The 13,594-nt window shown below is 34.1% G+C and carries 11 protein-coding genes; all 11 read right to left on the bottom strand.

The genetic code is table 11. The features are described from left to right. Positions 1–47 precede the first annotated feature (47 nt). The 11 genes from KA894_RS05725 to KA894_RS05775 all read right to left on the bottom strand — a co-directional run bounded on the left by KA894_RS05725 (position 48) and on the right by KA894_RS05775 (position 13,355). Positions 48–1,028, bottom strand: coding sequence for a gluconeogenesis factor YvcK family protein (locus KA894_RS05725; RefSeq protein WP_096810669.1), 981 nt, complete (start codon positions 1,026–1,028; stop codon positions 48–50). Beyond that, complete coding sequence (gene rapZ / locus KA894_RS05730) at positions 1,015–1,941, bottom strand: RNase adapter RapZ (RefSeq protein WP_096810670.1); 927 nt, start codon at positions 1,939–1,941, stop codon at positions 1,015–1,017. Before rapZ ends, KA894_RS05725 begins: the two co-directional genes overlap by 14 nt. Positions 1,942–2,315: 374 nt before the next feature. Further along, positions 2,316–3,260: a thioredoxin-disulfide reductase gene (gene trxB, locus KA894_RS05735; protein WP_096810671.1), complete on the bottom strand. Its 945-nt coding sequence runs from the start codon at positions 3,258–3,260 to the stop codon at positions 2,316–2,318. 65 nt (positions 3,261–3,325) lie between these two features. Next, positions 3,326–4,774 (bottom strand): tetratricopeptide repeat protein, encoded by a 1,449-nt coding sequence (locus KA894_RS05740; RefSeq protein WP_103373505.1) that lies wholly within the window; start codon positions 4,772–4,774, stop codon positions 3,326–3,328. 25 nt (positions 4,775–4,799) lie between these two features. Next, positions 4,800–5,273 carry an acyltransferase gene (locus tag KA894_RS05745; protein ID WP_103373506.1) on the bottom strand — a complete coding sequence of 158 codons (474 nt, stop codon included), beginning with the start codon at positions 5,271–5,273 and terminating at the stop codon, positions 4,800–4,802. Positions 5,274–5,282: 9 nt separating this feature from the next. After that, positions 5,283–6,116, bottom strand: coding sequence for a prolipoprotein diacylglyceryl transferase (gene lgt, locus KA894_RS05750; protein ID WP_174221771.1), 834 nt, complete (start codon positions 6,114–6,116; stop codon positions 5,283–5,285). Continuing rightward, positions 6,116–7,054: an HPr(Ser) kinase/phosphatase gene (gene hprK, locus KA894_RS05755; protein WP_096810675.1), complete on the bottom strand. Its 939-nt coding sequence runs from the start codon at positions 7,052–7,054 to the stop codon at positions 6,116–6,118. Before hprK ends, lgt begins: the two co-directional genes overlap by 1 nt. Positions 7,055–7,337: 283 nt before the next feature. Further along, on the bottom strand, positions 7,338–10,175 hold the full coding sequence (gene uvrA / locus KA894_RS05760; RefSeq protein WP_096810676.1) for an excinuclease ABC subunit UvrA: 2,838 nt from the start codon (positions 10,173–10,175) through the stop codon (positions 7,338–7,340). 5 nt (positions 10,176–10,180) lie between these two features. After that, positions 10,181–12,166, bottom strand: a complete 1,986-nt coding sequence (uvrB, locus tag KA894_RS05765; protein ID WP_174221781.1) for an excinuclease ABC subunit UvrB — start codon at positions 12,164–12,166, stop codon at positions 10,181–10,183. A 311-nt stretch (positions 12,167–12,477) separates the two neighbouring features. Beyond that, positions 12,478–12,708 (bottom strand): CsbA family protein, encoded by a 231-nt coding sequence (locus tag KA894_RS05770; RefSeq protein WP_096810678.1) that lies wholly within the window; start codon positions 12,706–12,708, stop codon positions 12,478–12,480. Between the two features lie 5 nt (positions 12,709–12,713). After that, positions 12,714–13,355: a YfbR-like 5'-deoxynucleotidase gene (locus KA894_RS05775; protein ID WP_096810679.1), complete on the bottom strand. Its 642-nt coding sequence runs from the start codon at positions 13,353–13,355 to the stop codon at positions 12,714–12,716. Positions 13,356–13,594: the final 239 nt, after the last annotated feature.

The following is a 13,594-nucleotide window of genomic DNA, read 5'->3' on the forward strand; positions in this document are numbered from 1 at the left end:
ACTGCTTCAGTCCCTTCTTATCTAAGTTTAACGCTTAGGTTATCTTTTTATCGCTTAAATTCTATTGTATCCGTCTCTCTCATTGCAATCTCATAAATCATTTTAGACAAGACTTCGGTATTATGTCTAACATAGTTTTCTTGGGATACTTCTACTAAATTAGGATGTGTAAAAACTTTTATATTTTGTGCTTCCATATCACTCATATTACATTTAACTGGTTCAGCACCATCTTCTTTATATCGTTTTAGGACATCAGCAGTAAAATTCTGTGTACTACATATGGCATAATTAATACAATTACGCCCCATGTGATTATGTATTGCATTAACATGATCTACCGCAGTGTAACGGTTAGTCTCACCTGGTTGGGTCATGACGTTAGATACATATAATTGAGGTGCATTACATTTTAATAACGATTCGGCGATACCTTTTACGCATAAATTAGAAATCACGCTTGTATATAATGAACCAGGTCCTAGTACGATTAAATCTGCTTCTTCGATTGCTTCAACAGCTTCTTCCATAGGTTCTACATCTTCTGGTTCTAAGAATACACGCTTAATTTTCTTATTCATTTTAGGTATATTGGATTCGCCGTAAACCATTTCACCATCTTCCATCACAGCATTTAAACTTACACTCGAATTTGTAGATGGTATAACACGGCCTCTAATATTTAAAATTTTACTTAATTCTTTTACTGCATGTCCAAAATCGTCATTCATATTCGTTAGTGCAGCAATTAACAAATTGCCTAATGAATGTCCTTCAACTTGATTTTCTTTAAAACGATATTGGAACAATCTTTCAATTGTTGTTTCAGAGTCACTTAATGCTGAAATTACGTTTCGTATATCTCCTGGCGCAGGTATATCCATTTCACTTCTGATTTTCCCGGTACTACCACCATCATCAGCAACAGTGACAATAGCCGTAATATCAATTGGAAAATCTTTTAATCCACGTGCTAAAACAGATAAACCTGTACCACCACCAATAAGTACAAGTTTAATTCTCTTCATTTTTTTGCTTCACGCCACTTTCAATATGAGCATCTCGATGACGCACATATACATTATAGTCAAAATTTTCATTTAGTTCTGTGCTAATCCGTTTAGCTAAAGCTACAGAACGGTGTTGGCCACCAGTACAACCAATAGCAATCACAAGTTGTGATTTACCTTCTTTTTTATAACCTGGTATCATAAATTTCAATAAATCCATTAATTTTTCATAAAAAATATTTGTCGTTTTCCACTTCATAACATAATTATACACCGCTTCATCGTCACCTGTTAATGGTCTTAATTCATCCACATAATGCGGATTGGGTAAAAACCTTACGTCAAACAATAAGTCTGCATCCATTGGGATACCGTGTTTAAAGCCAAAACTCGTCACATTGATATTAAACGTTTGGTAGTTACTTTGATTAAAATAGTCTCCAATACGCTTTCGAAGCTCTTTGGGTTTCATTGATGACGTATCAATTGTGTAATTGGCTAGGCTTTGAATCTCAGTTAATAAATTACGTTCTTCCTCAATTGCTTCAAGCAACGATCGCTGTCCTTGTTCATTTAATGGATGTGCACGTCTTGTTTCTTTATAACGAGAAATTAATTTTTCATTGGATGCTTCTAAAAACATCATATCAACAATAATATCTGAATTGCTTTTTATTTGATCTATTTCTTTAATTAGGGATTTAAAAAGTTCCTTTCCTCTTAAATCAATGGCAATAGCTACCTTTTGCAACGAAGGATTTCCTTGCCCCATCAATTCTACAAATTTCGGTAATAATATCGGTGGCAAATTATCTACACAAAAATAACCAATATCTTCTAAACTTTGAATTACTACAGACTTACCCGCACCTGACAAACCAGTTACCACTAATAATTCACTTTTAGTTACTTCCTTTTCTTCTCGTTGCATTGCTTTACACCATCCAAAAATTATTTTTAAATATTCCAATTTGTCGTTTATTTGCTTTAAATCAAAAAGTTAACTTTTTATTATGGTCATTTATGACCACTATGCTATCATATTATATTTTACATGAAAAAGGACTTCGGTAGTAGTTTTATCACTTAGCAAACAAATTTTACTATTAATCGTTGATTTAATCACGAATTGATAACAAAAAATAATGTGAATTAAATAAGCTTATAGCATTTTATTATCATTTTTCTATGTAAAAAAGCTAGAACGCCTCAACTTACATGAATAATGTAAGTCAGGCGTTCTAGCTATGTCAGTACCTATAGATAAAGTAATCTCTCATCACTCTAAAAGCGTGTGCTTTAAAGTTATGCTTCTATAGCGTCTTTAAGTTCTTCAATATATGAAATTGCACTTTGTGCAGCAATACTTCCATCGCCTGTTGCAGTTACGATTTGACGTAAGCCTTTCGCACGCACATCGCCTGCAGCATAAACACCAGGTATTTTAGTACTCATATCTTCATTTGTTACAATATAGCCTACTTCATTTGTAATACCTAAATTTTCAAACGGAGTTGTTAATGGTTTCATACCGATATATACGAATACCCCGTCAGCATCGAATGTTTGCTCAGCGCCATCTTTAGTTGATTCCAATGTTACTGAGCCTACTTTACCATCTTTTTCATTAATTGTTTTAAGTGTATGACTCCAAATAAAATCGATTTTATCATTTTTAAAAGCGCGATCTTGTAATATTTTTTGAGCACGTAATTCATCTCTACGGTGAACAATCGTTACACTGTCAGCGAATTTTGTAAGGAATGTACCTTCTTCAACTGCAGAGTCTCCGCCTCCGATAACAAATAATTTTTTGTTTTTGAAGAATGCACCATCACATACAGCACAATAACTCACGCCACGGCCACCTAGTTCTTGTTCACCAGGTACACCGATTTTTTTATATTCTGCACCAGTTGAAATAATTACTGCGCGCGCCGTAACTTCACTGTTACCAAGGTTAATAACTTTATATGAACCTTTATCTTCGATTGATTTGATATCGCCATATTGATATTTTGCGCCAAATTTTTTCGCATGTTCGAACATTTTAGTTGATAAATCAGGCCCAGTTATCATTTCAAAACCAGGAAAGTTTTCAACTTCTTCTGTATTTGCCATTTGTCCACCTGGCATACCGCGTTCGATCATTACTGTACTTAAATTTGCACGCGATGCATAAACGGCAGCAGTCATGCCAGCTGGCCCTGCACCTACAATTGCAACATCAAAATCCACTGTTTCAGCCATTTAAATTGCCTCCTATTTATTAATTCATTATATGCATTATATACGTTTTCTTGCATTTTATAAAATTATATGCTTATCAAATAATCAATCGTCTTATTCAAACGATATGTTGTTATGTCAAACCACTCAACGACTTGTTGTTTCGTAATTTTCATATCCATACTCCGATAATACATATACACGAAAGCAGCAACATAATCATCTACGTGCGTTAAATCTGCTTTTTCAGCAATAATTGCTTCTGCTTTATCAATCCATACAATAAATAATTCTGAGTTGTTTTTCAAATAATCGATATTATATAACATTAACATGCCTCTATGAATAAAATCTAACTTATTGAGTTGTAATCCTTGGATTAGATAAGTTAAATATAATTTCTCATAATCATTCATACCTTCTAGCACAGCCCATATGTCTTGCGTTAATAAAACTTCTCGACCTTTTAATTGATTTAATAAGAAAATGCCATATAACCTATGGTGGCTATCATCACTTAACAGTAACGGTAATACTTGGTGATTAAAATAATCTTTACTTTCCTCAATTACCCATGGGGCGTAACCTACATCAACTTGCGAAATTTCTTGTAATCTAGACCAAAAATATTTGCTATCTTCAATATGATTTAAATGGAAATGATTATGGCTTAGGGCATTATACATTTGGATTGAAAGAAACTTACCTTTTCTATATAGAGGTTGTAATAAATTTTGCGAAGCTTCATATTGCTTTAAATAACAAAGTACAATACCTAATTTAAAGGATTCGTCGTCATTCATCGGTATGACTTTACTTAAGATATTTAAATAGCGCTGATATTTTTCTTTATCATTTGTGTTATATAATAATAATGTATAATGACAAAGTGCATGTACATCTGTATTGTCTTCATTAAGCAGGCGTTCGAACATGACTTTGGCAGTATCATATTCGTTTAAATATAGGTAACACATTGCAAGCAGATTTCTGACAACACGATGATCTTGAATCTCTCCATTTTGGTTCAGAATAAAATTGCGTGCTTCAGGTAATCTACCTTGTGAAAATAAATATTGAAAAATGAGCTGAATAGCGAATAGTTGACACTCGGTCTCAATCTTTTCCTCAGAATTATAAGAGACCTCAAACATGTCTTCTAATTCTTCTCTATAGTCTTCATCTTCTGCTAAAATCACGTAATTCATCCCAAATAAAAACGCTTTGTTTGCTTCGTTTAATGTGATGTTTAATTGACTAAGTTGATAATAACTATCGATTACAGATGTTTGTTTAGCAATCATTTCATAAAAAATATGTTCTGCTCTGTTATGATAACCAAGATGTGCTAAGCATTCTGAAAATTTCACTTTAATTTCAAAATCATCAAATTCTTGGGGTGACATTTCAAGCACTTTTTCATAATATTCTGCAGCCTTTTTATAATCTTGTTGTTGAAATTTTTGATCAGCTAATTTTTTATAAAAAGGACTGTCTAGTTTCATTGATATAACTTTATTGTTTTTTTGCGCCATCCATGCTCACCTCCTGTATCACTAATTATTTAAATTGCATCGGATTGCCAAATGCTAATGTATCATTTGGAACGTCTTTAGACACCACCGTACCCGCTCCAACTTTTACATTATCTCCTATTTTAACGCCAGGTAATATTGTAACATTCGCACCAATTAACGTGTTATTTCCTATATAGACACGCCCTGTTCTAAATTCATCTACTAAAAATTCATGTGTCAAAATCGTCGTATTATACCCTATCACACAATTTTCACCAATTGTTATATATTCAGGGTGTAGTAAATCTGGCACCACTTTAAAAGCAAATGACGTATGACTACCTATATTCATATTTAATAGTTTATGGTAAATCCAATGTTTTAATTTAACATTTGGTAAATAGCGACAAACCTCTATAATGCATGTTTGTTTAAACATTTTAAAACCGTTTATATAACGATACATATACCATAGAGGATTTTTACCGTTTACCTTCGTCTTTTTTAAGTCACGCATTATATTCTATCACTTCACCTTTTGATTTGGCCATGTTAAAGGCCCCACATCTTTATATCTTGGTGCGTTATATTTCACTCTTCTTATAATCATAAGTATGACACCTGCAATAATAAGTACGATAGACATCACTTGCGCTACACGGATATCACTCGTAAGCATTAAACTATCTGTACGCATACCTTCTACGAAAAATCTGCCAATAGAATACCAAATAAGGTATAGTGCAAATGTATCACCTATACGTAAATGTTTTCTCAGCAAGATCAATACGACAAATCCTAAAATATCCCATACAGATTCATATAAAAAGGTTGGTTGATAATATTGGCCTTCTATATACATATTATTAATAATGAAATCTGGAATGTGAAGATTTTCTAAAACTGTTTTAGAAACTGGGCCACCATGGGCTTCATGATTCATAAAGTTACCCCATCTTCCGATACCCTGTCCTAAAATTAAACTCGGTGCGACTACATCACCAATCTGGAATGGGTTGATATTTTTTTGCTTACAGACGATGATGCCGGTAATAAAACCGCCGATGAGGCCGCCATGTATTGCAATACCCCCATACCAAATCATTGGTATTTCTATTAGGTTTTGTGCGTAGTATGGCCATTGAAAAATGACGAAATAAATTCTAGCCACGATAAAGCCAAATATGGCACTCCAGAAGATAATGTCTACTAAAGTATCTTTATCAAATCCTATGCGTTTAATGCTTTCTTGTGCAATAAAATAACCCATTAATATGCCAACAGCAATAATAATGCCATACCAATGTACCGATATAGGCCCTAGTTCAAATGCAATTGGGTCGATGTAATTCAGTACCATTATTCATTCTCCTTGTTATTACTACCGTTACGTAATATTTCAGCATTTAAGCGATCATTGAATTCTTCAGCGGTATTAATGCCCATAATATTAAGACGATAATTCATCGCCGCAACTTCTATGATGACTGCTACGTTACGCCCAGGTCTTACTGGAATTGTTTTTTTAGTAATTTCAGTATCTAAAATACGTAAAGTTTCTTCGTTTAACCCTACACGATCATATAGTTTATCTTTATGCCAATTTTCTAAATGAATATTTAGGCGTAAACGTTTTTCAGTTAAAATAGAACCCGCTCCAAATAATGTCATCACGTTAATAATACCTAAACCTCTAATTTCTAGTAAATGCTCAATGAGTTTAGGTGGTCGACCTATTAATTCATCCTTACTAATTTCTCTAATTTCTACATTATCATCTGCTACAAGTCGATGCCCGCGCTTTATTAATTCAAGCGCTGTTTCACTTTTCCCTATGCCTGAATCACCAGTAATGAGTACACCAACGCCGTATACGTCTACAAGTACACCATGTAGAGATGTTGTGCGTGCTAATTCATGTTCTAAAAATGTAGTTAAACGACTCATCAATTGGGTCGTTGCAACTGTTGATGTAATCAATGGTGTATCAAACTCTTTCGCTGATGCCACCAATTCTTCAGGCGGTTCTAAATCTCTTGTCACGATAATCGCTGGTGTTTCTGGGCGACATAATTTTCTCATTCTACCTTTGCGTTCTTCGTCTGGAAGTAAATTATAAAATGATAATTCTGTTGTTCCTAGTAATTGAATACGGTCAGAGGCATAATGCGAAAAATAACCCGCCATTTCTAATCCTGGTCTTGAAATATCTGTATTTTTTATTTGTTTATTTAAACCCGGTTCCCCTGCAATAAGTTCAAGGTCAAAGCGTTCAATTAAACTCTTGGTTGTTAACATAAGTTCACCTCTATTAATATTTCTCCTGAATTTTCATATGTCATTATCATATCAAAAAGGAATGATAATCTATATAAAAAAGGATAAAATTAAATTCCCATCCTTAATATCATACCTTATATTATTTATTAACGATATTACTAACTTTTATTTTATTTACGATACACTTAGCATTTGACATAGATTATTCAATTTTACGGATAAAAAAACTACTCTGTACATCCGGTTATGCCAGTTGTATAGAGTAGTTCCATCTCATTTATGAGAAATGATTATTTATTTCTTATTGATGCACTGTATCTCGCTCTAAGATTGGTTTTAAATATTGACCAGTATAACTTTCTTTCACTTCTGCAATAGCTTCTGGTGTACCAGTTGCCACAATAGTACCGCCGCCATCGCCGCCTTCTGGCCCTAAATCAATAATGTGATCTGCCATCTTAATAACATCTAAATTGTGTTCAATCACAACGACAGTATCCCCATTTTCTACTAATTTATTTAACACTTTTAATAAACGACTAATATCATCCGCATGTAAACCAGTGGTTGGTTCATCCAAAATATATATCGAACGACCTGTAGAGCGTTTGTGCAACTCTGAAGCAAGTTTAACACGTTGCGCTTCTCCGCCAGATAAAGTAGTCGCTGGTTGACCTAAAGTAATATAGCCTAAACCAACATCTACTAATGTTTTCAATTTACGGTAAATTTTCGGAACATTTTCAAAAAAGTTTGTCGCTTCTTCCGCAGTCATTGCTAAAACGTCTGCAATATTTTTACCTTTATAAGTCACTTCAAGCGTTTCTCGGTTGTATCTTGAACCGCCACAAACTTCACAAGGTACATACACATCTGGTAAAAAGTGCATTTCTATTTTAATAATGCCATCACCTTTACACGCTTCACAACGTCCGCCCTTAACATTAAAGCTAAAGCGGCCTTTAGAATAACCTCTTACTTTTGCTTCGTTCGTTTGGGCAAAAATATCTCTGATGTTATCAAATACACCTGTATAGGTCGCTGGATTTGAACGTGGCGTTCTTCCAATAGGTGATTGGTCTATATCAATAATTCTATCAAGTTGATCGATACCTTGAATTTCATCATAATCACCAGGTTTAACTTTAGATTTATTAATTTGTTTAGCCAAAGATTTATATAGTATTTCATTGACTAAAGTACTCTTACCAGATCCAGAAACCCCTGTAACAAGCGTCATAGTTGAAAGTGGGAAGTCCACATCGACACTTTTTAAGTTATTACTACGCGCTCCTTTAATGCTGACCGCTCTATCTGTAACTTCACGGCGTGATTCCGGGACTTCTATTTTCTTTTTACCACTTAAATATTGACCCGTTAATGACTTAGCATTTTTCATAACTTGTTTAGGTGTTCCACTAGCAACAATTTCTCCACCATGGTCTCCAGCGCCTGGACCAACATCCACTAAATAATCTGCAGCACGCATGGTATCATCATCATGTTCGACTACGATTAACGTGTTACCTAAATCACGCATTTCTTTCAATGTATTGATTAAACGATCGTTATCGCGCTGATGTAAACCAATAGATGGTTCGTCCAACACATAAAGAACACCAGAGAGCCTCGAACCAATCTGTGTTGCTAAACGAATACGTTGTGCTTCCCCACCTGATAAAGAGCCTGAAGCACGGTTTAATGTTAAATACTCTAACCCTACATTATATAAAAATTCTAGCCTAGAATTAATTTCTTTCAATATTTGATTGGCAATTTTTCTATCTTGTTCTGATAATGAAATATGTTCATAATTATATAATGCATCCTTAATAGAACGTTCTACAACCTCGCCAATGTTTTTACCATCTACGTATACAGATAATGCCTCGCGGCTTAACCTTTTACCATGACAAGTTTCACATGTAAGTTCTGTCATATATTTACTCATCATTTCTCTTACTAGTTCTGAAGGGGAATCATGATAGCGTCTATTAATGTTATTTATAACGCCTTCAAAAACCATTGTACGTTTTCTGGTTTGACCGTTACGTTGTTTAAAAGTGAATTCAATTTCTTTATCTTTTGAACCATAAAGTATAATGTCCTTTTGACGCTCTGTTAGTTTTTCAAAAGGTTTATCCATGTTAATTTTATATACTTCGCATACACGATTCAACAATGTTGGATAAAAATCTGAACTCGATGACTCCCAAGCGACAATTGCGCCTTCATTCAACGTCTTATGGTTATCAGGTATGACTAAATCTAAATCCACCATAAGTTTTTGTCCTAACCCATCACAAGTCGGACAAGCACCAAACGGGCTATTAAAACTAAACATACGTGGTTCTAGCTCTCCTATTGAGAATCCACAGATAGGGCAAGCATGATTTTCGGAAAATTTTAATGCTTCTCCACCAATGATATCTACAATTAAGTTACCTTCTGCTAGTTGCAAAGCAGTTTCGATAGAGTCAGCTAAGCGTGTTTCAATGCCTTCTTTTATAACAAGACGGTCTACCACAACTTCTATCGTATGATTTTTATTTTTATCGAGGTTTGGCACCTCATTAACATCTGTAATTTCACCATCAACGCGTACACGAACATAACCTTTTTTACTAATATCATCAATTAATTTCTCATGAGCGCCTTTTCGATGTGACACTATTGGTGCAAGTAACTGTATCTTAGTACGTGCTTCCAGTTGCAATACTTGGTCTACCATTTGTTGTACTGTTTGTGATTCTATTTCAATACCATGATTAGGACAAAATGGTTTCCCAATACGTGCATATAATAAGCGAATATAATCATAAATCTCTGTAACTGTCGCAACAGTAGATCTCGGATTCTTGCTCGTTGTCTTTTGGTCAATTGAAATAGCAGGCGATAAACCTTCTATCGTATCAACATCTGGTTTATCCATTTGTCCTAAAAATTGTCTTGCATATGCACTTAAGGATTCAACATATCTGCGTTGCCCTTCTGCATATATTGTATCGAAAGCAAGCGATGATTTACCTGAGCCTGATAAACCTGTCATTACAATAAGTTTATCCTTAGGTATTTCTATATCTACATCTTTTAAATTATGGGCACGTGCCCCTTTAACTACAATGGATGGTTGTTTCATATTTGTCACCCTTCTGCTTTTAATTCAAATAACATATCTCTGAGTTCAGTTGCTTTTTCAAAGTCTAGATCTTTAGCTGCTTGTTTCATTTCTTTTTCTATATTAGCAATTGTTTTTTCACGTTCTTTTTTCGTCATTTTCTTAGGTACTTCTGTACGTTGTTGTTCATTGGTTTCATCAGTTTCAACTGTAGCACTAATCACGTCATGTATTTTCTTGTTAATTGTAGTAGGCGTAATGTTATATTTCTCGTTATATTCTTTTTGGATGGAACGACGCCGTTCTGTCTCATCTAGCGCATAACGCATAGAATCAGTAATTTTATCACCGTACATAATAACTTCCCCACCACTATTACGCGCGGCACGCCCTATCGTTTGGACGAGTGATCGTTGTGAACGCAAGAAACCTTCCTTATCCGCGTCTAATATCACAACAAGAGATACTTCTGGTATATCAATACCCTCTCTTAATAAGTTAATACCCACAATAACATCATATGTGCCTACACGTAGGTCGCGAATAATTTCAATACGCTCTAATGTCTTGATTTCTGAATGTAAGTAATTGACTTTGATACCAGCTTCTTTCATATAAGTGGTCAAGTCTTCACTCATTTTCTTAGTCAGTGTTGTAACTAAAACACGTTCATTGCGATCGATACGTTCTTGAATTTCTCCAAGCAAGTCATCAATTTGATTCTCCGTTGGTCTTACTTCTATCTGAGGATCTAATAACCCGGTAGGACGTATGATTTGTTCGACCATTTCATCGGTATGTTCTAATTCATATGGCCCTGGCGTCGCAGAAACGTATACAAGTTGTTTTGTTTTATCTTCAAACTCTTCAAACTTTAATGGTCTATTGTCTAAAGCGCTAGGAAGCCTGAAACCATGATCAACTAAAACTTGCTTACGCGCACGGTCACCGTTATACATACCTCTAATTTGTGGCAACGTTACGTGTGATTCGTCTATCATAACAAGCCAATCGTCGCCAAAGTAATCTAGTAACGTATATGGTGTAGACCCCATCGGCCTTAAAGTCAAGTGTACTGAATAATTTTCAATACCTGAACAAAATCCCATTTCTCTCATCATTTCTAAATCATAGTTTGTTCTTTGTTCAAGACGCTGCGCTTCTAACAACTTATTTTCTGCACGAAGCTCTGCCAAACGTGCCTCGAGTTCATTTTCAATGCGCTGAATAGCTGATTTCATTTTCTCTTCACGTGTAACGAAGTGGGAGGCTGGGAAGATTGCAAAGTGTTCTCGGTCTCTCAATACTTCACCTGTTAAATAATTCACTTCGCGTATACGATCAATTTCATCACCGAAAAATTCAACGCGAATACACATTTCTTCACGAGAAGCTGGGAAGATTTCTACAACGTCACCTCTAACACGAAATGTACCACGTCTAAAATCAATGTCGTTTCTAGTATATTGTACATCTACAAGTTTTTTCAGCAATTCACTTCTATCCATTTCCATACCTACGCGTACACTTACTACTAAGTCACGGTATTCTTCCGGGTTCCCCAAGCCATAAATACAACTGACACTAGCAATAATGATTACATCATCTCTTTCAAACAATGCACTCGTAGCAGAATGGCGCAATTGGTCAATTTCATCATTGATTGACGCATCTTTTTCTATGAAAGTATCTGTCGATGGGACATAAGCTTCTGGTTGGTAATAATCATAATAACTGACAAAATATTCCACTCTATTTTCAGGAAAAAATTCTTTAAATTCACTATATAATTGACCAGCTAAAGTTTTATTATGGGCAATGATTAAGGTTGGTTTGCCAACTTGTTGAATCACATTACTCATCGTAAATGTTTTACCTGTACCTGTAGCACCAAGTAATGTCTGATGCCTTTTTCCTTCATTCACGCCATCTACGATTTTTTGTATTGCTGCTGGTTGATCCCCTTTAGGATCAAAATCTGATTTCAATTTAAATGGGTAGTGTTCCATAATAACACATGCCTCCTATTGTATTTCTATCGTACGAACATAACTTAACTAGCTAATTAATCACTCGACTAATTTATTTTTGGCGTATCTAGATTTTATTAAAATATACTCTTAACATTTTATATTTTAACAGATGCACAGATTCAAATACAAACATTTGTTCGTAGTTTCATATTACTTTATTCCTAAATAAAAACAAACATAGTAAACCACCATGTTTGTCTAAGTTACTATTTTTAATTCTAGAAAATGAAGTTAAATCATTATATACCGTTCCTAATATCGTATCAATTAAGTTGCTTAATACCTATTATTCAATCATCATCTTTTTTATGTAGCTCGAGTTGATCAATAATCAAGTAACCAGTTAATAATGAAGCTACATCTATAAAAATTATCCATTCATCATGGAAAAAGCCCTTTTCAATTGAAGTCCCTATTAAAATTAAAGTTAAAATAGTTCCTACCCATTTACTTCTTGTCAATACGCTAAAAAGCACTACAAGTATACAGGGAAAAAAGGATGCAAGTATATACCAAATCATTTATGTCACCCATTCCTATTATTTAAAATAGACATCGTCGTTTCTCGTAGTTCAGATTTAGGTATAAATTTCTCTGTTAGCATTTCTGGGATAATATTTTCTATAAAATCTTGTACTGAGTTTAAATGGTCAAACTGCATGATTGTTTCGAGAGACATTTCATATATCTCAAAAAATAAAGGTTCAGGATTACGTTTTTGTATTTCACCAAATGTTTCATATAATAAATCAATTTTATCAGCAACAGATAGAATTTGACCTTCTAGCGAATCATCTTTGCCTTCTTGAAGACGTTTACGATATATCGCTTGATATTGCTCTGGTATTTCTTCACTGATAAAATGATCAACCATTTCTTCTTCTACTTGAGAGAATAATTTTTTCAATTCACCACTAGCATATTTGACAGGCGTTTTAATATCTCCTGTGAAAATCTCAGCGAAATCATGGTTTAAGGCTTTTTCGTATAAACTTTTCCAATCTACTTCATTGCCGTGGTATTCTTCGACTGTACCTAAATATTGAGCAATTTTAGTTACCTTAAAGGAATGGGCAGCAACATTATGCTCAAAATATTTAAACTTTCCTGGCAATCTAATTAATTTTTCTAAATCTGATAAGCGTTTAAAATATTGATGTATTCCCATGATAGCGCCTCCTCATTTATTTAATGATTGATTATACTTGGTTTTATAATATCATTCAACAAGTAAAATGTCTTTTTAATATAGTTGATTGTCAATAATTAATACTAATTTAAAGATATAATCAAGTATACGCTTGTTTCAAGTTTTATCTGTTTTGATATTTTCAAAATACCACAAAAGTAGTTTAGAGATGTTATACGTTAAAAGTGGCATTATCTTACTATATAATGAATGATTTT

Origin of the sequence: Staphylococcus sp. GDY8P131P, from assembly GCF_017891975.1 — a bacterium.
Taxonomy (GTDB): Bacteria; Bacillota; Bacilli; order Staphylococcales; family Staphylococcaceae; genus Staphylococcus; species Staphylococcus nepalensis.